The following is an 18,858-nucleotide window of genomic DNA, read 5'->3' as shown; positions in this document are numbered from 1 at the left end:
TGCTACTCCGTTCGACTTGCATGTGTTAAGCAGACCGCCAGCGTTCATCCTGAGCCAGGATCAAACTCTCCGTGTTGGATTGTTTTTTTGGCTATATATCAAGCTACTCAGGTTTCAACATCTCTGTGAACTCTGATACTTGACATTTTTCTCGTTGTTTGTGATATTGAGTATCAGCTTCCGCTTTGACTCTCTATCCTTCATTTTTTTGACGAGGTTAATAGTGCTTTAAGCTTTCAAACTATTCTTTTTTCAGGGTTCAGTTTTTTCTCTTAATCTGTGCCTCAAGCTTGCGGTGTGAACCGCTCTCTCTCTGGCGCTTTATTAATATACTTATTTCGCAAGGGGTTGTCAAGCGTTTTGCGAAAATATTTTTTATTTTTTTTGAAGCTATACACAGCAAGGGTTTCGGCTCTTCAGGCAGGCTCGGGTATCTGATCGCCCATTCTGCTTTTCCGGATGTCACCTGTTGTGGGCGGTAATGGTTAGGTTTTTTCCGGGGACTCTGCCGCTCAGGGGTAGAATATCTCTACAGACAGATGTTCTATATATATATGTGTTCGATCGCCCGCCCATGAAAAAACCAGCCCCTCGCCCTAGTGCCTTGTTCGTTACCTGCGCTTCACTGCTGATCGCTTGCAGTCAGACGAACACTCCCCAGACCTCAACTACAGCATCTCCAGCTACCTCCCCATCTCCCGCAGCTTCGCCGCAGGGTTCGGGTGCCGGGAACTCTACGGCTATTGCCGTTGGGGTTGGGGTGGCGCAAACTAGCAATGTGGCTTTACTCGGCCAGGAACAGGTGGCTGGGGCGAAAATTGCCCAGAAGTATTTCAACGATAAGGGCGGTGTGGATGGGACGCCGATTAGACTGGTGTTCCAAGATACGGGTGGAGATGAACAAGGGGCGATCAATGCCTTCAATACTCTGATCAATCAGGATAAGGTGGTGGGGATTGTGGGCCCAACTCTATCACAGCAGGCTTTTGGTGCCGATCCGATCGCCGATCGCGCAAAAGTTCCCGTACTCGCACCCTCCAACACCGCTAAAGGCATTCCCCAGATTGGCGATTATGTAGCCAGAGTCTCCGCGCCTGTCGCTGTGGTAGCACCTAATGCCGTGAAAGCTGCACTGAAGCAAAATCCCAATATTAAGAAAGTAGCCGTGTTTTTTGCTCAGAATGATGCTTTCAGCAAATCTGAGACTGAAACTTTCCAGAAAACGGTTAAAGATATGGGGCTGGAATTGGCAACAGTCCAAAAATTCTTGACTACTGATACAGATTTCCAATCTCAGGCCACTAACGCGATCAATGTCAAGCCTGATTTGATAATTATTTCTGGGTTAGCCGCAGATGGAGGCAATTTAATTAAGCAATTGCGGGAGTTGGGCTACAAAGGCGTTATTATTGGGGGCAACGGTCTGAATACTTCCAATGTATTTACTGTTTGCAAGGCTCTTTGCGATGGGGTTTTGATTGCCCAAGCCTACAGCCCGGAATATCAGAATGAAATTAATAAGGCTTTCCGCGATGCTTATCGCGCTCAATTTAAGAAGGAACCGCCTCAGTTTAGTGCTCAAGCTTTTACTGGTGTTCAAGTCTTTGTCGAGTCATTAAAGGCAATTAATGCTCAGTCTAAGGTTAGCGAAAAGCCTTTGGCAGAATTGCGTACAAAGCTTAATGAGCAGTTGTTGACTGGCAAGTACGATACGCCTTTGGGGGAAATTTCTTTTACGCCGGAAGGTGAAATCAATCAAAAAGAATTTTATGTGGCACGAATCAAAATGGAGGCGGATGGGAATAACGGTAAGTTTGAGTTTTTGAAATGAAGGAAGTTCGGCAACGGATTTTGTAGCGGGTTTAACGGATGTATTCAAAAAAGAGGACGGTAGTTTTTTAGCCTATTTCTGATTGAATGATTTAATGTTGATGCCTAATTCGTGACTGGCGATGGACTTAACTCTGTTTCTGCAACAATTTCTGAATGGTTTGTCGATCGGCAGCGTGTATGCTATTTTTGCGCTAGGATACACGCTGGTTTTTTCAATTCTCGGAATTATTAATTTTGCTCACGGTGCGGTGTTTACTTTGGGTGCTTATTTCACTTATACGCTGATGGGCGGTGCTTTCGGTTTTAACGGGTTGTTGGCTAATGCGAGAATTCCCCTGCAGTTGCCTTTTGCTGTGGCGCTAATTTTGGGCAGTGTGTTGGCTGGTTTGGTGGGAGTAATTGTTGAAAGAGTTGCTTTTTTGCCTTTGCGCCGCAGAAACTCAGATCCTTTGCTGACGGTGGTTTCTAGTTTGGGTGTAGCAGTGGCGATCGCAAATATCATTCAATATCTTGTCGGGGCTGAGATTTACACTTTTCCGGCTAATACTTACGGCAATTTGCCTGCTGCTATTAACTTTGGTACGGCGGATCAACAGATTCCGATTCGCACTGTGCAAATAGTGATTTTTGTGGTGGCTGTGGCGATTGTCAGTCTCCTAACTTACTTGATAAATTTCACTAAATTTGGTAAGGCAATGCAGGCGGTTGCTGAAGATGCTACTACTTCTAGTCTGTTGGGTATAGATACTGACAGGTATATTGTTTTGACGTTTTTTGTGAGCAGTTTTCTGGCTGGTTTGGCGGGGAGTTTGGTGGGCTCTAGTGTGAGTATTGCGGGGCCGTATTTTGGGATTGCTTTTGGTTTGAAGGGTTTGGCTGTGATTGTTCTGGGTGGGTTGGGGAGTATTCCGGGGGCTGTTTTTGGTGGGTTTATAATTGGTTTGGTGGAGGCTTTTGTGCCCGGTGATTTTTCGGCTTATAAGGATGCTGTGGCTTTTGCGATATTGTTTATTATGCTGTTGGTTAGGCCGCAGGGTTTGTTTGGACGACGTTTGATTCAAAAAGTGTAGGATTATTTGCAATAACTATAGTGCATCAGTCGCTAAAGAGATGTGATATGAAAGTGGAAGTTCCATTAATTGTAAGCGATCGCCTTTTATTGCGATTGGCCGATCGAGACGATATCGGCAAAATAATTGAGTTTTACAGTCACAACCAAAGTTTTTTTGCTCCGTGGCACCGACATTGGGCAGAAGATTTTTTAACGGAAAGTTATTGGCAAAAACAAGTAGAGAAAGATTTCCAAGGATTTGAGTCTGATAAATCTTTAAAATTGTGGATTTTTGAGAAAGCTACTTCTAAGTATATTGTCGGCAACGTTAACTTTGATAATTTTGTGCGAGGTGCAGGTCATTTCTGCTTTTTGGGATATAATCTGGCAGAATCGCAACAAGGTAAAGGTTATATGACTGAATCTGTGCGAGTTGCAATCCAATATGTATTTGCAGAGTTGAATTTACATCGCATTATGGCAAATTATATGCCTCACAATCAGCGTAGCGGTAATCTACTGAGACGATTGGGATTTGTGGTGGAAGGTTACGCCAGAGACTATTTGTTGATAAATGGTCGGTGGGAAGACCATATTCAGACTAGCTTAATCAATCCAAATTGGAAACCAAGTTAATCAGATTTTTTCTGATAATTGCAAATTTAAAATCAAATGAATGAATTTTTTACTACTTACGGGTTTCTGATTGTCTCAATGTTGCTGGGTGCAATGTTGGGATTGTCGCTATATTTGCCTTTGATGACTGGACAATTGTCTCTCGCTAGCCCCGGTTTTTATGCTTTGGGGGGGTATATTGCGGCGATTTTGTCTACGACGGTGTTTCAAACGACGGGCGGTTTATTTCCGCTGCCGCTGCTGTTATTGGAGATGATAATTGCAGGGGCTGTTTCGGGGTTGCTGGGTATTTTGGTGGGTGTTCCGGCGCTGCGGTTGCGGGGGATTTATTTGGCGATCGCAACTATTGCTTTTGTGGAAATTCTGCGGGTTTTATCGCTGAATCTGGATATCACTGGCGGGGCTGTGGGGATTTTTGGGATTCCGCAACCGTTTGCAACGCCGATCGAGTATTTGTGGATTGTACTGCCTTTGCTGCTGGTCAGTATGGGGATTCTCTACAGGCTGGAACGGATTCGGGTGGGACGGGCTTTTGCGGCAATTCGGGCTGATGAGTTGGCGGCAGATGCGATCGGCATTAACCCAACTTTTTATAAGGTTTTGGCTTTCACGTTAGGTGCTGTTTTAGCTGGTGTTGTCGGTGCGGTTAGCGCGCATTTTCTCAATACTTGGAACGCGCGTCAAGGTACTTTTGATGCCAGTATTATTTACTTGACTTCTGTGTTAATTGGCGGTAGCAGAACTTTTGTCGGTTCGGTTTTGGGCGGGATGGTTTTTACTGCTTTGCCGGAGGTGTTGAGGGGGATGGCTACTATTCAGGGATTGCCGATTTGGCTGGCGCAATTTTTGAGGGATGGGCGGTTAATTATTTTTGGGTTGCTGATTGTTTTGGGAACGATATTTTTCCCGCAAGGGTTGGTGACGCCGGAGTTGTTGAAGAGGTGGAAGAAGGGCGATCGTACTTCTGTTTAAAATTTGATTTGTGGTGATGATGGCTACCAGTTACCCGCTTTAACGTCTAGCCCAAAAGAGCGATCGCCCTGTCGGTGAAAAAAGATTGAGTGCGATCGCCAGCTTTATGACTTAAAATAGAAGAGACATATAGCTCTGCGGTCAACATGGACAGGATCTCCGTCAACCCTCAAATCCACTTTGGTAAGCCTTGCATAGTGGGTACGCGCATCACGGTAAAAAGCGTTCTCGAATTACTAAATGAAGGGCTTTCTTTTGCAGAAATTATCCAAGACTACTATCCCGATCTAGAAACGGATGATATTCGGGCGTGCTTGCAGTATGCGATCGCACTGGTGGCGGCGGTCGATGTGCATTTAGCATTAGCTTAAATTACGAAATTTCTGATAGACTAAAATGTGTATGCTGTTACCATAAAGTTTTTGATTGATGCAGGACATGATGTAATGGTTGTCGCTCAAATAGGTCGAGCGCAAGCAAGTCATGAAGAAATACTGAGAGTAGCCCAAGCAGAAAATCGCATCCTGGTTACGCGAAATAGAGATTACGGAAATCTTGTTTTTGTGAGGGCGATCGGCACTGGTGTGATTTACCTTAGAGTCTTACCTAAAACTGTGAACTCCATTCACAACGAACTAGCAAGAGTTATACAAACTTATTCTGAAGAAGAACTAAAAGGGGCATTTGTGGTTGTGGAACCGGATGGACATCGGTTTAGAAAACCACTTACATAGGGATTTGAGTTAGTTTGATATTGGAAAGGAAAGAGCGATCGCATCCACACTTTTCATCGATCGCCCTGTCGGTGAAAAAAGACAAGGGGCGATCGCATTTACACAAGAAGTGCGATCGCCTATCGATAAAAAAATAATTCTTTAGCTTGCAGTCGGGTGCAGTTCAGTGTTAGACAAGCGCTTAATTGGGAGTTTCACAACTTTCCGCCCGCTAGCAATTTGCTTCTTTCGCAAATCCTCAAATATTGCCTTGAGGTCATAGTTAAAGGATTTTGCGTATTCTTCTCTGTACTTGTGGATCTGTTCCAAAATTGGGTCTTTGTACATTGCTACTCTCCTAAAGGCTCAATTGTCATGAACTCGTAAGGCGTACAAACAAATGGTAGCTTATATCCAAGATCGCGACTAATATCTGATAATTTTCGTTGGATCTGGGAATTTGCCATGTGCTTGCAATTCCTGGTTAGCAAGTAATTTAAGCCATAGACTGTTGCCAGCGCCATGTGTAAAGCATCGTTGGAGGCTTTAGACGGTAGGTTACTCTGCCGTAGAAATTCTTCCGCGAGATCCGCAGCTTCTTCCGTTAAATCCAGGAAGGTTAAAGATTGTAACAGATTCAGTCGTTGAGACGCGATCGTTGGATCTCCCCTTGTTGCTTCATCTTCAACAACTTCTGAGGTATAAAGTACCAGCGAGCTACTGTACTCATCCCACCAGTCTTGAGTGATTTTGATGTTGGCTGCAACAATTAGATTGTCTGTCGATCGAGCGGTGAGGTAGCCGAGAATGCTAGTTTCAATGTAAACCGTTTGAGTCATGTGGTTCGGTGCGCGATGGCGAACACTTCATCATGCCACAAAACCAGATGCTTTACGGGTCTCTAAAGCATCCTCCGATCGGCGCTTTTACTACTCCAAATCTCTATACAAAAATAGGGTATGTTATGTTTTTCTAACACACCCTCACAAAATTAAGTGAAGCGCGATCGCCTATCAATAAAAAAGTAAGGGGCGATCGCATCCCCACTCCTTATCGATCGCCTCTCCATAAAAAAAGTAAGGGGCGATCGTATCTCTACCCCCTTATCGACTAAAACAAACTCTGAGAACACCTGAATTGTCTCCTAGTGCATTGTCAGCATCGTTAATTCGTATAGCAGTCCGAGTGATTGGTTTAGGTAGTTGTTGAACCCCCCGCACCCATACATATCCAATACCATCTGTGGGAATATCTACAAATAATGCACCAAAAGGATATCCTCGATCGTATTTATATTGGTTATATGGCTCTAGCCCAGGTTCATTGTGGCCTTGAGGACCAACACGAGCATAGCTTCTCGCATCTACAGACCAACCTCCACCAACACTGGCTATACGAGTATATGGACCCCCAAGGTCAAAGTATTGCCAACCTGTTCTCGAACTTACATCAAAGCACTTAACTGCTTGCGCTTTTGCTTCGTGCATATTAAAATTAGTAACCAGCACACCAGCGGATATCAAAATAAATTTTAGAGTTAGTTTCATCAGTTAGTTCTCCAATTTCAGTTAACTGTCGGTTCATAGTACCTCCTTCTTAAGGAAGGATTATTGAACTTCTTTCCTATCAAAACCCAAGCCCGATCACCCTGTCGGTGAAAAAAGATCAAGTGCGATCGCATCCACACAAAGAGTACGATCGCCTATCAGTAAAAAAGTAAGGGGCGATCGCATCTTTCACCCTCACCACCTGGGTAAAAGATTTCTTGGATTGTTATTCAACTTACAGGTCGCGCTAGTACTAACTTCGACGTTACCAGAAGCAGGATCGTTATACCAACCAATAAACCGCTTGGCATCTAGTTTCCCTTGATATCCTTCCTTACCGCTGTCTAGATCCCAAGTTGCTTCCATCCATGATTGACCATTTCTATACTTGACCTTAACGTATCCATCAAGGTAGTATCTCCTACCGCATTTTGGTAAACTAACATTCGGCGTAATGTAAGTTAGCCATCCTTTTTGCATCATCTGAACGCAAGCACCGGTTGGACAGTCCGGCATATACTCACCCATTGCAGATGTGATTTCTACGCTTGCCACATATACATCACCAATATGTTTATTTATTGTATATGAACCTGTATACCGTTGCTGTGCAAGTACATCTACATTACCAGATACAGAAATATAACCAACGACAGCAGTCAAAACAGCAGCACGCACGATTTTACCCATTTGAATTAATCCTCCATTACGGTTGTTTGATGGTGTTTATCTTGTCCGTACTTACAATCTAAGTGTCAAATAATCTTTCCCAATCGAAACCCAAGCCCGATCGCCCTGTCAGTCGGATTGAGTCGGAACTTTTCCAGAAAAAATTGCCCAAATGTCGGAAAGATCGGATAATATAGGAAAAACCAGCCTATCTGACCGATCGATGGACATCGCAGAAGTCTTAAAAGTGGTAGATGAAGTTCTGTTCACCAATACAGGCGATCGCCCAAAACCTATAAGATAATTTAGAAGTGCGATCGCAACTCGCAACCTAGTAAAGCACCATCGGTCGCTATTGGAGATTGGGATTAGATGTGCACTCCCTTCTTTCAGCGAAGCTGATTTTTATCCTTTTCCACATCATAGATTGATCGCCCAAAACTGCAAAGAGAAAAAAGACGGAAAAAGACGGGTATTTCTAAAATTGGGGTGCAAGGCGGAAAAAGACGGAAAAAGACGGATAAAGACGGCTATACTAACTATAGTTCTCTGACACCCCTAGTGATGGACACTGCCGACATTTTGAAATTTGTAGATGAAGTAGTCTGCGCGAAGACAGGCAAACATCTAAATGACTTGCAGCGTGGAATTATCGAGGGAATACTGAAGCGACAAAAGTATTCTGACATTGCAAATACTTATGGTTGTACGGCGGGTCATGCTAAGGATGTAGGTTACAAGCTTTTACATATGTTATCTGATATTTTCGGTGAATCAGTTGATAAAGGTAATCTGGAATCGGTTCTAGAACGCCAGTTAAATCTGAATATAAATTTTGGCTATCGCACTACTAATTTTGGTAATAGCAACACAATTAACTATATCAATGGTTGCTCAGAAATACCCACTCCTACCTCAGATAAAAGTGGGGCTGAAACTCCTGACTTCCCTGGGAAAAAGAATCAAATTAAGATTGAAATGGTTGGTAAATTACGACAGTTGGGATTGAAAGATGAGCAAATTGCAAAGGTGCTAGAACTACCCTTGGAGGTGGTGAAGCAGATAGATTGAAAAGAATGAGTTTATTTTCCGATCGCTCTCTTGCCATTCATCACTAAACAGCGGCAGTCAAAGCTGTTAAAGAGTATGACATAAAAGCTAAAACGATATCATTTTCTGGAATACCTCGATCTATCAAATTTTGGGTAATGCCACATTCCATGCCATCGTATTCAATATAAACTTTTCCATCTTCTAGGGTAATGTAAATTAAATTCCCTCTCACTCGCCGTCCTCTATCCCAACCTACTTGCATGAGAGCATAGCGATCGTGTGTTTCATCAAACACCGGATCTAGTCTAATGTCTCCATGAGAGGGACGTAATTTAGCGTATTGAAGAATAACCTGTTTTACTATTTCTCGATAGGTCGCGCTGGTATCCATTGTTTTACCTCGGTTTTTTGTAAATCTACAATCAGCAATTTTAGGGGAAGTTCGGCAATGACGAGTTCACCAATTGGCTCACTGAAAAGAGAATAATAAGTGCTATCAGGAATGGCTAAATAAACATGGCGTTCTGGATCGACTTGCTTGAGTAATAGCTGATAAAGAATATATTGTCCAATTGCTTGCTCTAAATCAGCGATCGCTGATTTGCCTCCAAATTCTTTTATCTCGATAGCGATGCGACTGTTTTTATATTCTGCACCAATGAACTGTCCGAAAATCCGATCGGGAGTGGATAATTCAGTAGCAGCTAAATCTACAAACAAAAATCGCTCGCCGTAAGAAATAACATAGGGATCGTTGGTGATTTGCCAACCATCTTTAACAATTGCTTGTTTGACAATGTTATGGATAGAATCTCTTGGGGGCATTGCCTAAATTTTAGCTAAGTTTATCTATTATAGCGCGATCGGGCGATCTGAAGCAGTTGCGACTTTAGTTAAAAACGCATATACTCAGTCAGGAGGTATAAGTTTTATGTTTGCAGTCGTCACCCCAGAAAAAATTCATTTACCCCCAGGAACAGTTATGAAGTTTCCTGGTACTTGGCAGGACTATCAAGCTCTTGTGCAACAATTAGGAGACCGTCAGATTCCGCGCATCAAGTATCGGCCAGGAGAGATTTTGTTGATGTCCCCTTTACCCGTACAGGGACGACAAGCTCATATTATTGCAATGGTGGCTATGGTTTTGCTGGATTGCTTGGGGCAAGATTATGAAGCGTTTACACCGATTACGATGGATTTGCCGGAGGTAAGGGGGATTGAACCGGATTATTGTTTTTATATCGATAATTGGGCTGCGATCGCAGGTAAGGATCGGATTGCTTGGGGTGTCGAACCACCGCCGGATTTGGCGATCGAAGTCGATGTCACTAGCTACACGGATGTGGATGATTATTTGCCTTACCGAGTACCGGAAGTGTGGTTGTTCAAGCAGAATCGGTTGAGGATTTATTGTTTGGAAGGCGAAGGCTACGGGGAAACTTCTATTAGCCGTTATTTTCCCAATTTTAACATATCAGAACTTGTCCTGGAGTGCTACCAAATGTCGCGCGATCGCAATACAAGCGTTGCAATTCGAGAGTTGCGACGGAAAATTGAAAGCGAGAACGGTCGATCGGATCGTGTTCGGTGAATCGATATTAATTCCAGCAGGATCGGGTTCACCCACAATAATTGCCTAAACTCGAAAATTCTCATAAACCTGCCCCCGCCTAACGACTACAAACAATTTCGAGCGTGGTTAATTAAGCCAACATCATATTCTGCCAAATCTTAATAGTTTTGTCACTACGGAAACAAACCTAAACGAATCCATAATTGTCGAGCTATTAATTGTGCTTGAGAGTTCATTGCCAAACCAGCAACTGTTACTCTACCTGTTGGTGTCATTCCCGCGATCGCACCAGACTCGGTTTGGACTTGAAAATGCTCGTCCCACCTATCTTGTCTTGGCTGAAAAAAGGAAACTTCTGTGTTAGACGTAGAATCAATTCCGCTTGTATTACTCCCTTTCCGAAGGTTACAAGAGCGACAAGCTAATGCTAGATTTGAAATTTCATCATTACCGCCTCGATAAAGCGGAACAATGTGTTCAACCTCAAAAGGAAAGTTGAATACGATTTCAGGCGCGCGACAATATTCGCAGCGATGAGCAGCTCGATCGGCTACTAGATTGTAGTAAGGGTTCATTAACTCAATTGTTGTACGAGAGCTGATGTCCGAACTGTAGCAGCTTTGAGTTCAGCCTCGACAAGACTTTCTAATTCTGCTTGTTCTTTGGGAGAAAGGGTTTGTCCTCGATCGCGCGCTGCACGCCACAAATTCATTAATTGTGATAATCGGTTTTGTTGTTCGACAGTAAAGAATTCGTCAGGATTAAAGCTTTGAATTACTATTAGTGCGCTGAAGTTTGTTTCACCTAACAAAGCCGTTAAAGCATCTAAAGCTTGACCCGCAGTTTTGCCAACAGACTCCCGATCGCCCGCAATAGCACGATAAGATTTCTCGCCCGTGGCATTAAATACAGGCATGATAGCTACTGTAGTCATATCTCCTTCTCTATCTGTTATTTATTAATTGTAACATTCAAAATGCTATATTGCGCGATCGCAGCTCCGGTTATTAGTAAGGAATTCATTTTTTATCGAGAACTTTTCGCCCGGAATAAGGACTTTAGTCCTTACTACGAACTTCTGTAATTAAAATTACACAATATTCTGCCAAATTTTAATCTTTTTGTCACTGCTACCGCTAGCCAAAAACTCTCCTTCCGGGCTAAAATTAACCGAGTAAACCGAATTTGTATGCCCGGAAATATTACAAATTTCTCCACCATCTTTGACCCGCCAAATCTTAATAGTTTGATTGCTGCTGCTGGCAATTACCTCGCCATCGGGACTAAAAGCGATCGAATCAACATACCAAGAATGACCTGCAATTGTTAAAACTTCTTGCCAATCTTTGACCCACCAAATTTTGATCGTATTGTCGTGACTGCCGCTGGCAAGAAACTCTCCGTTTGGACTGAAAGCCAGACAGCGAACGCAGTCTGTATGACCTGTCAGCGTGCGAATTAGCTTGCCATCTTTGACTCGCCAAATCTTGATGGTTCTGTCCCAACTGCAGCTAGCCAAAGTTTCTCCGTCTGGACTGAAGGCGACAAAGTAAACTAAGTTGATGTGACCGGAAAATGTCCGAATTTCTTGCCCGTCTTTCACTCGCCAAAGTTTGATTGTTTTGTCCCAACTGCTGCTAGCAATAGTTTCGCCGTCAGGACTGAAAGCTAAGCCATAAACTGAGTTGCTGTGACCGCTAAGAGTGCGAATTTCTTGCGCGTCTTTCATCCGCCAAAGTTTGATTGTTTTGTCGTGGCTGCTGCTGGCAAGTATCTTTCCGTCGGGGCTGAAAACTACTGTATGAACTGAGTTGGCGTGTCCTGCGAGAGTCACTATTTCTTGCCCGTCTTGTACCTGCCAAAGCTTGATTGTTTTGTCATCGCTGCCGCTGGCGACAACTTCTCCGTTGGGGCTGAAAGCTACAGAGGAAATTAAGTTTTTGTGTCCGGTTAATGTGTGAATACATTGCCAGTTATGAGTTTGCTGTGTGGGCGGATTGGGATTGGCGGCGGGTTTGACTGGTTTGGTAATTGTTTGGGGAATCGTGAGGTCGATCGCAACTTGGGGATTAATTTCTTTTAATACTTCTATAGCCGTTTGATAGCGGCGGTTGGTAGCGTTTTCAATCATTTTGTCTAAAATTTTCCCGAGTTCTTCACTCACCGGGTTGTTGGCCAAATACTGCCGCCAGATCCAGGCATCTTCTCCAGGATCGAATAGATCAAAAGGAGAAACTTGAGTTAATAAATACAGGCAAGTTACGCCTAAACTGTACAAATCGCTGGTGAAAAATGCTTTTCCTCTGGCTTGTTCGGGGGCGATGTATTCGGGGCTGCCGATGCTGGTTCCTGTTTTGAGTAAGGCTGTACCTGTGGCAATTTTTGCTGCGCCAAAGTCTACTATAACTAATTGTTTGTCGGCGCGGCGGATGATGTTTCCGGGTTTGATGTCTCGGTGAATGACGTTGTGGGAGTGGATGAAGTGAAGGACTGGTAGTAAGCTGTTGAGTAAGTCTTTAATCTGAGTTTCTGTAAATGTGCCTTCTGCTGCTACAATTTGTGCTAGGTTTTGTCCGTCGATGAATTCTTGGACTACATATTGTCGGCTGTCTTGGATGGAATAGGCTAAGAGTTCGGGAATTTGAGGGTGTTTTCCCAATTCGTCTAATCGCATTGCTTCTTGTTCAAAAAGTTCGGCGGCTTTTTTGCTGTTGCGATTGCTGGCTGAGGGGATGAGTTGGGTTTCTGCGGGTAAAAATTGTTTGATTACGCAGCGCGGTTTTGATGGTTTGTCTTCGTCTACGGCGAGAAATGTTCTGCCAAAACCTCCTTGTCCGATCGCCTTTACGGCCCGGTAGCGATCGCGCAGCAGCAGTTTTGACCGGCAATTTCGGCAAATTTTGGCTGCATCCGGGTTTTGGGGCTTGGAACAGTTGGGGTTTAAACAGTAACTCATTCGATTTGGGATTTGAGATTTGAGATTTGAGATTTGAGGATTTGGGATTTGAGATTTGCGAAGCTAGATTAAATAAAACTTGCGCATAAATACCAAAGAAACCGGGTTTTTACTGAATCTGCGGGCTGTAACGAAGTACAATGCAAAAAACCCGGTTTCTGACTATCTCTGCGTCCGGGACTGTAAAAGTTGGTTCGATCGTTCGGAATGCAAGTCCTTTATCAACTGTCAACTGTCAACTGTCAACTGTCAACTGTTTTAAAAGTTCCACATCACGGGATTGTCGTCTAAACGATCGGTGACTGTTCGCCCGATCGCGTCAATTTCTTTTAAGTCCTCCTCACTCAGTTTTACCTCAGCAGCTTTAGCATTATCGGCGGCTTGTTTTGCGTCGCGGGCGCCGACAATTGCATTGGTTTGCGGCTGCGCAATCAACCACGCTAATGCTAAGTTTCCCAAGCTTGTTTGGTGGCGATCGGCAATTGGCCTGAGTTGGTTTAATGCTGTTTGCACTCGGTCGTAATTTTCTTTGATGAACAGCTTATTTTTGGTGCGGTGGTCGCCTTCTTCAAACTTGTGTTCGGGGCCAAATTTACCTGTCAATATTCCTTGAGCTAGAGATGAATAGGCAAGGATTGAGATATGATTTTCTACACAGTAAGACATGGCGTCTTTTTCTACCCAGCGCCAAAACAGAGAATATGGCGGTTGCAAACTGTCAATGCGTCCGTATTGGGCGGCTTCTGCTATTTGGGCGCGGGAGAAGTTGGAAACGCCGATCGCCCGAATCTTTCCCTGTTCTTTTAACTTGTTCAGGGCGTCCATTGTTTCTGCAATTGGTACAGCTTCGGAATTCCAAGTGCCGGCGGGCCAGTGGATTTGGTAAAGGTCGATATAATCGGTGTTGAGATTTTTGAGCGATCGATCGCACGCTTCGATTAGCAAATCTGGTCTCAGGTGATTGGCAAAAACTTTGCTGGCATAAACTACTTGCGATCGCACATCTGAAAGTGCTTGACCGATAATTTGTTCCGAATGCCCTTCGCCGTAAACTTCAGCCGTATCAAAAGTGGTAATACCAGCCTCAAAAGCGGCGCGCATGGCTTTGACAGTTTCGGCATCCTCAATTCCCACCCACATCCGCTTGCCGGCTTGCCAAGTCCCCATAACGATCGGGGTAATTTGAATTTCCGATGTCCCCAATTGTCGCTTTTCCATAGCTGTAGCCCTCATTTTGATTTTTACCAGAAAGAATTGGTTTAAAACCCAAAGCTTTTTCGGGAGAAATTAAAATCAGACGATTCATTAATCCAATCCTCGGACTTCCACGTAGAGGTCGCCCTCTTGCGGTCAACTGTCACAGGTCAACTGTCACAGGTCAACTGAATATTCACCCTCAAGCTATCTAATCTTAACAGAAAAAAGTAGCTGTACTTGCTTTCATCCACCGATTTTGTTACTATTGTTAAAACAAAAATATATTCCTATGAAATCAACTACTCGCGCGCTGAAAGAATGGAATGTAGCGGTTAATGCCTTAGAAGGGGGCAGAACGATTGTGCTGTTGCGAAAGGGCGGCATTCGCGAGCAAGCCGGACATTTTAATGTCGCTGACAAGCAGGTTTTGCTGTATCCAACTTTTGAACACCAACAGCCGGATTTATTAAAGCCGGATTTTGCGAGTCAGGTACAAACTGTAGAATCTGGTTGGCATCCTGAAACTATTAGAATTGGCAGTTGGGCTGAGATTACCGATGTTTTTTTGGTAGCTTGGGAACCGGCAATTACGGCGCTGTTTCCTTACCATATTTGGAATGAAAAATTTGTCGGCGACCGCCTGAAATGGAAACAAAATCAGCCTATTTATATTTTATTGCTGCGGGCTTATCGGCTGGCAGAAATAGCTGAAATTCCGTACATTTCTGACTACGGCGGTTGCCGTTCTTGGATTGATTTGGCTGCTCCTATTTCGCTGGAGGGCAGCGAAGCTGTTTTGAGCGAGGGAGAGTACATTGCACGCTCACATGAAATCCGCAATCTGATGGCAAATCCTCCGAAGGCGGATGGCTTGCAGAAATTTACAGCGCTGACGGATTGATTTTTTATTCGCAGATATTTTGAGCGAGGGAGAGTACATTGCACGCTCACATGAAATCCGCAATCTGATGGCGAATCCTCCGAAGGCGGATGGCTTGCAGAAATTTACAACGCTGACGGATTGATTTTTTCGCCGATCGAACGTGTTGAAAGTAGATAGAATGTATTGGTATTATTTTTAAGTGTTTAAACCGGGGTTGGGTTTTATGGGTAGCAGCGATGATGCTTTTTAAGCCTGTAGAAAAAAAATCCTCTCTGCGTTTGGCTTTGGTTTTCCAAGTCTCTGTAACAAATTATAGCTGTACGATCGCTCGGATGAATGTTTGTCAATTGAAGGGAAGCAACCAGACGCTACGGGATGGGTGCTGTGAAATCGCCATCAAGAGCGATCGCGCTTGCAAGGAAGGTGTGCAATGAGTCAGATCCAGCGCACCGTCTTGATTGTCGATCGCAGCCCGGAAGACTGCCATTCGTACCGGCAGTACCTGCTGCACGATCGCGAGTACCAATACAAAATAATCGCAGCGCCGTTAGGACAAGAAGGCTTGGCGCTGTGGGAACGGCACCAGCCGGATCTGGTGTTGCTCGATTATCGGCTGCCAGATATGGACGGTTTGGAATTTATCGCCCAACTGCGAAGCAAAATAGTATCGCAGCGATATTTACCTGTAATTGTGGTGGGAGTCGGGAACGAGACGATCGCAGTCCAAGCCATCAAAGCCGGCGCCCAAGACTATCTAATAAAAGAACAAATCGCACCGGAGAGTTTGCGGCTGGCGGTGAACGGCACGATCGACAAAGCGCAATTGCACGCCAAGCTGCAAGAAAACGAAGAACGCTTGCACCTAGCGTTGAAAGCGGCTTGCATGGGTACTTGGGAGTGGCAGATTCCCAACAATTGTCTGGTGTGGTCTAATCTGGTGGGGCCGCTGTTTGGTCTGCCGGCGGGAACTTCTCTGGCAAGTTATGAAGATTTTATCGAACTCGTGCATCCGGAAGACCGCGAAAGTGTTACCCGGGCTGTAAGCCGTACCCTTGAGACAGGCATTAACTATGAAGTCGAATTTCGCACTGTCTGGGCCGATGGCTCGCTGCATTGGCTCGGGGGTAAAGGTCAGCTTTACTATGACTGGAGGGGGCAACCGCTGCGGCTCCTGGGCACAGTAGTAGACCTCACATTGTCCAAACAGGCAGAAGCAGAACGCTTGCAACAAGTGCAGCGGGAGCGGGCGATCGCGCTGATTGCCCAGCAAGTTCACCAATCGCTGGATTTAGAGCGCGTTTTGCAAACAACCGTAGAGTCCGTGCGGCAGTTTCTGGACACGGATCGGGCGATCGTCTTTCGTTTGCAGGCGGATGGCGGGGGCACTGTGGTAGCAGAATCGGTGGCGGTGCCGTGGCGATCGATCCTAGCATCCCAAATCTATGACCTTTGTTTGGCAAGCAGTTATCTCGAACCCTACCGTCAAGGATTGGTGACGGCAAAAACAGATATTCGCGATGGCTCGATCGACCCTTGTCACGTCGAACTGCTGAATCAGTTTCAAGTCAGAGCAAATCTAGTTGTACCGATCCTGCACGAAAACCAGTGTTGGGGACTGCTGATCGTGCATCAGTGCGGCGCCGGGCGCCTGTGGCAACCCTTAGAAATTGATTTGCTCGAGCAGTTGACTCAGCAGGTGAGCATTGCCATCCGGCAGGCCGAGCTTTATCAGCAAGCACAGCGCGAACTGCAAGAGCGCAAGCGCACCGAAGCAATTTTGCGGGACAGCGAAGAACGCTTCCGCCAGTTGGCAGAAAACATCGATGCTGTTTTCTGGATTTCCGATTACCCCTCGCGGCGAGTGATTTATATCAGTCCCGCTTACGAACGGCTGTGGGGATTGAACCCCCAATGTTTGTACGATGACTATCGGGTTTGGAAAGATTTTGTGCATCCAGAACACCGCGAATCAAACGCTAAGGCGTTTCAGGAGAAAGCGCTTGAGGGCAAGTTCGATGAAGAGTACCGGATTGTTTTGCCCGATGGCACCGTGCGGTGGGTGAGAGACCGCTGTTTTCCGGTCAAAGATGAGGCAGGAAAAATTTATCGGTTCACAGGGATTGCTGAGGATATTACCGATCGCAAACAAGCAGAAATCGCCTTGCAGGAAAGCGAGCGCCAGTTTGCTGCTCTGGCAGAAGCCTCTCCAACAGCCATTTTCCGGTTTGATATTAACAATAACTGTCTCTATGTCAACCGCCGCTGGGGCGAAATGACAGGCCGACCGGTAGAGGAGGCTTTGGGGATGGGATGGGTGCAAGCTTTGCATCCCGAGGAATGCGATCGCCTCAGGCTCGAATGGCTGCAATGGTGTCAAAAACCGGAGCCCAGAGGAATTTACCAGAACGAGGGCAGGCACGTACACCCGGACGGCAGCATTACCTGGTACTACACCCAGTCGCTGCCCTACCTAGACAGCAACGGAACGGTGACAGGCTACGTGGGAACGCTGATCGATATTACCGATCGCAAACAAGCCGAGGAAGCGATCTGCCAAAGCGAAGAACGCTATCGATATTTAACGGAATCAATCCCGCAATTAATCTGGACAGCAAACGTTGACGGGGTATTGCTCGATGTCAACCAGCGCTGGTTAGATTTCACCGGTTTGACGCTAGCACGAGCTCAAGCCGAAGGTTGGCCGGCGGTAATCCATCCTGATGATGTCTCTATGATGGGCGATCGCTGGATGTCTGCTCAACAACACGGCAGCCCTTATCAAGCCGAAGGTAGAATGCGGCGCAGCGACGGCGTGTATCGCTGGTTTTTGCACCAAGCTATTCCCCTCAAGAATGAACGGAATCAGGTAGTTAAATGGTTCGGTACGGCAACTGATATTGAAGACCAAAAATGCTTGGAACAGCAGCGAGACAATATCTTGCAGCAGGAAAAAGCTCTGCGCGCAGCAGCGGAAAAAGCTAACCGCAGTAAGGATGAATTTCTGGCTGTGCTTTCTCACGAATTGCGATCGCCCCTGAATCCGATCCTGGGATGGACGCAACTGCTGCAAAGTCAAGCCTTGAATGCGGCGCAAACTGCCAAAGCTTTAGACACGATCGAACGCAATGCCAAATTGCAGACTCAATTGATTGATGATTTGCTCGATATTGCGGGGATTATGCACGGCAAACTGAGCTTGAATTCGGCCCCGGTGAATTTGACTTTGGCTGTGGAATCTGCGATCGATACTGTGAAATCGGCAGCGGCTGCTAAGTCGATCGAGATTCATCAGGTGGTGCCGGATCTGGGGCTGGTGTTGGGGGATGCGGTGCGACTGCAGCAGATTGTCTGGAACTTGCTTTCTAATGCGATTAAGTTTACTCCCAACGGTGGCAGAGTGGAGATTCGGCTGGAGAAATCGGGCGTTAGCGGAGCCCGCCCCTACGGGAGGCTCATCAACGCAGAGGATCGGGTGATGATTGCCGTCAGCGATACTGGTAAAGGCATCCATCCTGACTTTTTGCTATCTATTTTTGATTCTTTCTACCAGGAGGATGTGTCTCTGACGCGCAAATATGGCGGGCTGGGATTGGGATTGGCGATCGTCCGCCACTTGGTGGAAGCACACGGCGGGACAATTGCTGCCCAGAGTGCGGGCGAGAATCAGGGAGCTACTTTTAAGGTATTTTTGCCGCTTTTGAACCCTGAACCTGAGATGAATTTAGCAGAGGAAGTGCGATCGGTTTAAACATCTCTCTCCAAGTTTGCAGTCAGA

At 45.5% G+C, this 18,858-nt stretch carries 22 protein-coding genes and 1 rRNA gene; 12 read left to right on the top strand and 11 right to left on the bottom strand.

Annotated elements, in window-relative coordinates; all coding sequences use genetic code 11:
• A 16S ribosomal RNA gene (locus QUB63_RS07640) occupies window positions 1-76 on the bottom strand; the annotation flags it as partial.
• A 498-nt stretch (window positions 77-574) separates the two neighbouring features.
• Between QUB63_RS07640 and QUB63_RS07635 the strand changes: the two genes are divergently transcribed.
• From QUB63_RS07635 to QUB63_RS07610, 6 genes are all read left to right on the top strand, one after another.
• Window positions 575-1,831, top strand: coding sequence for an ABC transporter substrate-binding protein (locus tag QUB63_RS07635; RefSeq protein ID WP_332944216.1), 1,257 nt, complete (start codon window positions 575-577; stop codon window positions 1,829-1,831).
• 121 nt (window positions 1,832-1,952) lie between these two features.
• A complete protein-coding gene (locus QUB63_RS07630) occupies window positions 1,953-2,903 on the top strand; it encodes a branched-chain amino acid ABC transporter permease (RefSeq protein WP_332944214.1) in 951 nt (316 codons plus the stop codon).
• 47 nt (window positions 2,904-2,950) lie between these two features.
• On the top strand, window positions 2,951-3,520 hold the full coding sequence (locus QUB63_RS07625) for a GNAT family N-acetyltransferase (protein ID WP_332944213.1): 570 nt from the start codon (window positions 2,951-2,953) through the stop codon (window positions 3,518-3,520).
• 36 nt (window positions 3,521-3,556) lie between these two features.
• The gene (locus QUB63_RS07620; RefSeq protein ID WP_332944212.1) at window positions 3,557-4,492 is read left to right on the top strand and encodes a branched-chain amino acid ABC transporter permease; all 936 of its coding nucleotides are present in this window, start codon (window positions 3,557-3,559) and stop codon (window positions 4,490-4,492) included.
• A 146-nt stretch (window positions 4,493-4,638) separates the two neighbouring features.
• Window positions 4,639-4,863: a DUF433 domain-containing protein gene (locus QUB63_RS07615; RefSeq protein WP_332944211.1), complete on the top strand. Its 225-nt coding sequence runs from the start codon at window positions 4,639-4,641 to the stop codon at window positions 4,861-4,863.
• Window positions 4,864-4,890: 27 nt separating this feature from the next.
• Window positions 4,891-5,226: a DUF5615 family PIN-like protein gene (locus QUB63_RS07610; RefSeq protein ID WP_332944210.1), complete on the top strand. Its 336-nt coding sequence runs from the start codon at window positions 4,891-4,893 to the stop codon at window positions 5,224-5,226.
• Between the two features lie 141 nt (window positions 5,227-5,367).
• Here the strand turns inward: QUB63_RS07610 and QUB63_RS07605 are convergent, their stop codons facing one another.
• The 4 genes from QUB63_RS07605 to QUB63_RS07590 all read right to left on the bottom strand — a co-directional run bounded on the left by QUB63_RS07605 (window position 5,368) and on the right by QUB63_RS07590 (window position 7,442).
• Window positions 5,368-5,553 carry a hypothetical protein gene (locus QUB63_RS07605; protein WP_332944209.1) on the bottom strand — a complete coding sequence of 62 codons (186 nt, stop codon included), beginning with the start codon at window positions 5,551-5,553 and terminating at the stop codon, window positions 5,368-5,370.
• 2 nt (window positions 5,554-5,555) lie between these two features.
• Window positions 5,556-6,044 carry a type II toxin-antitoxin system VapC family toxin gene (locus QUB63_RS07600; RefSeq protein WP_332944208.1) on the bottom strand — a complete coding sequence of 163 codons (489 nt, stop codon included), beginning with the start codon at window positions 6,042-6,044 and terminating at the stop codon, window positions 5,556-5,558.
• 264 nt (window positions 6,045-6,308) lie between these two features.
• The gene (locus QUB63_RS07595; RefSeq protein ID WP_332944207.1) at window positions 6,309-6,752 is read right to left on the bottom strand and encodes a hypothetical protein; all 444 of its coding nucleotides are present in this window, start codon (window positions 6,750-6,752) and stop codon (window positions 6,309-6,311) included.
• Between the two features lie 195 nt (window positions 6,753-6,947).
• Window positions 6,948-7,442, bottom strand: coding sequence for a hypothetical protein (locus QUB63_RS07590; RefSeq protein WP_332944206.1), 495 nt, complete (start codon window positions 7,440-7,442; stop codon window positions 6,948-6,950).
• Between the two features lie 151 nt (window positions 7,443-7,593).
• On the opposite strand from QUB63_RS07590, the gene QUB63_RS07585 reads away from it, so the two are divergent.
• Both QUB63_RS07585 and QUB63_RS07580 read left to right on the top strand, forming a co-directional pair.
• Window positions 7,594-7,725, top strand: coding sequence for a hypothetical protein (locus QUB63_RS07585; protein ID WP_332944205.1), 132 nt, complete (start codon window positions 7,594-7,596; stop codon window positions 7,723-7,725).
• Window positions 7,726-7,985: 260 nt separating this feature from the next.
• The gene (locus QUB63_RS07580) at window positions 7,986-8,492 is read left to right on the top strand and encodes a hypothetical protein (RefSeq protein WP_332944234.1); all 507 of its coding nucleotides are present in this window, start codon (window positions 7,986-7,988) and stop codon (window positions 8,490-8,492) included.
• 43 nt (window positions 8,493-8,535) lie between these two features.
• Here QUB63_RS07580 and QUB63_RS07575 read toward each other — a convergent pair whose 3' ends face one another.
• On the bottom strand, window positions 8,536-8,865 hold the full coding sequence (locus QUB63_RS07575) for a XisI protein (RefSeq protein ID WP_332944204.1): 330 nt from the start codon (window positions 8,863-8,865) through the stop codon (window positions 8,536-8,538).
• Window positions 8,835-9,299, bottom strand: a complete 465-nt coding sequence (locus tag QUB63_RS07570) for a XisH family protein (protein ID WP_332944203.1) — start codon at window positions 9,297-9,299, stop codon at window positions 8,835-8,837. Before QUB63_RS07570 ends, QUB63_RS07575 begins: the two co-directional genes overlap by 31 nt.
• A gap of 106 nt (window positions 9,300-9,405) precedes the next feature.
• On the opposite strand from QUB63_RS07570, the gene QUB63_RS07565 reads away from it, so the two are divergent.
• Complete coding sequence (locus tag QUB63_RS07565) at window positions 9,406-10,065, top strand: Uma2 family endonuclease (protein WP_332944202.1); 660 nt, start codon at window positions 9,406-9,408, stop codon at window positions 10,063-10,065.
• A 155-nt stretch (window positions 10,066-10,220) separates the two neighbouring features.
• On the opposite strand, the gene QUB63_RS07560 is transcribed toward QUB63_RS07565, so the two are convergent.
• The 4 genes from QUB63_RS07560 to QUB63_RS07545 all read right to left on the bottom strand — a co-directional run bounded on the left by QUB63_RS07560 (window position 10,221) and on the right by QUB63_RS07545 (window position 14,221).
• Window positions 10,221-10,622: an HNH endonuclease gene (locus QUB63_RS07560; protein ID WP_332944201.1), complete on the bottom strand. Its 402-nt coding sequence runs from the start codon at window positions 10,620-10,622 to the stop codon at window positions 10,221-10,223.
• Complete coding sequence (locus tag QUB63_RS07555; protein WP_332944200.1) at window positions 10,622-10,981, bottom strand: hypothetical protein; 360 nt, start codon at window positions 10,979-10,981, stop codon at window positions 10,622-10,624. The genes QUB63_RS07560 and QUB63_RS07555 overlap by 1 nt, the downstream gene beginning before the upstream one ends.
• A gap of 156 nt (window positions 10,982-11,137) precedes the next feature.
• Window positions 11,138-13,003 carry a serine/threonine-protein kinase gene (locus QUB63_RS07550; protein WP_332944199.1) on the bottom strand — a complete coding sequence of 622 codons (1,866 nt, stop codon included), beginning with the start codon at window positions 13,001-13,003 and terminating at the stop codon, window positions 11,138-11,140.
• Window positions 13,004-13,261: 258 nt separating this feature from the next.
• Window positions 13,262-14,221 (bottom strand): aldo/keto reductase, encoded by a 960-nt coding sequence (locus QUB63_RS07545; protein WP_332944198.1) that lies wholly within the window; start codon window positions 14,219-14,221, stop codon window positions 13,262-13,264.
• A gap of 268 nt (window positions 14,222-14,489) precedes the next feature.
• Between QUB63_RS07545 and QUB63_RS07540 the strand changes: the two genes are divergently transcribed.
• The 3 genes from QUB63_RS07540 to QUB63_RS07530 all read left to right on the top strand — a co-directional run bounded on the left by QUB63_RS07540 (window position 14,490) and on the right by QUB63_RS07530 (window position 18,831).
• A complete protein-coding gene (locus tag QUB63_RS07540; protein WP_332944196.1) occupies window positions 14,490-15,101 on the top strand; it encodes a DUF1802 family protein in 612 nt (203 codons plus the stop codon).
• A 218-nt stretch (window positions 15,102-15,319) separates the two neighbouring features.
• A complete protein-coding gene (locus tag QUB63_RS07535) occupies window positions 15,320-15,517 on the top strand; it encodes a hypothetical protein (protein WP_332944195.1) in 198 nt (65 codons plus the stop codon).
• Window positions 15,514-18,831: a PAS domain-containing protein gene (locus QUB63_RS07530; protein WP_332944194.1), complete on the top strand. Its 3,318-nt coding sequence runs from the start codon at window positions 15,514-15,516 to the stop codon at window positions 18,829-18,831. Before QUB63_RS07535 ends, QUB63_RS07530 begins: the two co-directional genes overlap by 4 nt.
• The last annotated feature ends 27 nt before the right edge of the window (window positions 18,832-18,858 follow it).

Source organism: Microcoleus sp. ARI1-B5 (genome assembly GCF_036705795.1).
GTDB lineage: Bacteria > Cyanobacteriota > Cyanobacteriia > Cyanobacteriales > Microcoleaceae > Microcoleus.
Note: the sequence above shows the minus strand (reverse complement) of the source record. Positions and strands in the feature narration are given on the sequence as shown.

Coding starts and splice junctions, on each gene's coding strand:
- QUB63_RS07635 (WP_332944216.1), top strand. CDS start 575: ATGAAAAAACCAGCCCCTCGCCCTAGTGCCTTGTTCGTTACCTGCGCT.
- QUB63_RS07630 (WP_332944214.1), top strand. CDS start 1,953: ATGGACTTAACTCTGTTTCTGCAACAATTTCTGAATGGTTTGTCGATC.
- QUB63_RS07625 (WP_332944213.1), top strand. CDS start 2,951: ATGAAAGTGGAAGTTCCATTAATTGTAAGCGATCGCCTTTTATTGCGA.
- QUB63_RS07620 (WP_332944212.1), top strand. CDS start 3,557: ATGAATGAATTTTTTACTACTTACGGGTTTCTGATTGTCTCAATGTTG.
- QUB63_RS07615 (WP_332944211.1), top strand. CDS start 4,639: ATGGACAGGATCTCCGTCAACCCTCAAATCCACTTTGGTAAGCCTTGC.
- QUB63_RS07605 (WP_332944209.1), bottom strand. CDS start 5,553: ATGTACAAAGACCCAATTTTGGAACAGATCCACAAGTACAGAGAAGAA.
- QUB63_RS07600 (WP_332944208.1), bottom strand. CDS start 6,044: ATGACTCAAACGGTTTACATTGAAACTAGCATTCTCGGCTACCTCACC.
- QUB63_RS07595 (WP_332944207.1), bottom strand. CDS start 6,752: ATGAAACTAACTCTAAAATTTATTTTGATATCCGCTGGTGTGCTGGTT.
- QUB63_RS07590 (WP_332944206.1), bottom strand. CDS start 7,442: ATGGGTAAAATCGTGCGTGCTGCTGTTTTGACTGCTGTCGTTGGTTAT.
- QUB63_RS07585 (WP_332944205.1), top strand. CDS start 7,594: ATGTCGGAAAGATCGGATAATATAGGAAAAACCAGCCTATCTGACCGA.
- QUB63_RS07580 (WP_332944234.1), top strand. CDS start 7,986: ATGGACACTGCCGACATTTTGAAATTTGTAGATGAAGTAGTCTGCGCG.
- QUB63_RS07575 (WP_332944204.1), bottom strand. CDS start 8,865: ATGGATACCAGCGCGACCTATCGAGAAATAGTAAAACAGGTTATTCTT.
- QUB63_RS07570 (WP_332944203.1), bottom strand. CDS start 9,299: ATGCCCCCAAGAGATTCTATCCATAACATTGTCAAACAAGCAATTGTT.
- QUB63_RS07565 (WP_332944202.1), top strand. CDS start 9,406: ATGTTTGCAGTCGTCACCCCAGAAAAAATTCATTTACCCCCAGGAACA.
- QUB63_RS07560 (WP_332944201.1), bottom strand. CDS start 10,622: ATGAACCCTTACTACAATCTAGTAGCCGATCGAGCTGCTCATCGCTGC.
- QUB63_RS07555 (WP_332944200.1), bottom strand. CDS start 10,981: ATGACTACAGTAGCTATCATGCCTGTATTTAATGCCACGGGCGAGAAA.
- QUB63_RS07550 (WP_332944199.1), bottom strand. CDS start 13,003: ATGAGTTACTGTTTAAACCCCAACTGTTCCAAGCCCCAAAACCCGGAT.
- QUB63_RS07545 (WP_332944198.1), bottom strand. CDS start 14,221: ATGGAAAAGCGACAATTGGGGACATCGGAAATTCAAATTACCCCGATC.
- QUB63_RS07540 (WP_332944196.1), top strand. CDS start 14,490: ATGAAATCAACTACTCGCGCGCTGAAAGAATGGAATGTAGCGGTTAAT.
- QUB63_RS07535 (WP_332944195.1), top strand. CDS start 15,320: ATGATGCTTTTTAAGCCTGTAGAAAAAAAATCCTCTCTGCGTTTGGCT.
- QUB63_RS07530 (WP_332944194.1), top strand. CDS start 15,514: ATGAGTCAGATCCAGCGCACCGTCTTGATTGTCGATCGCAGCCCGGAA.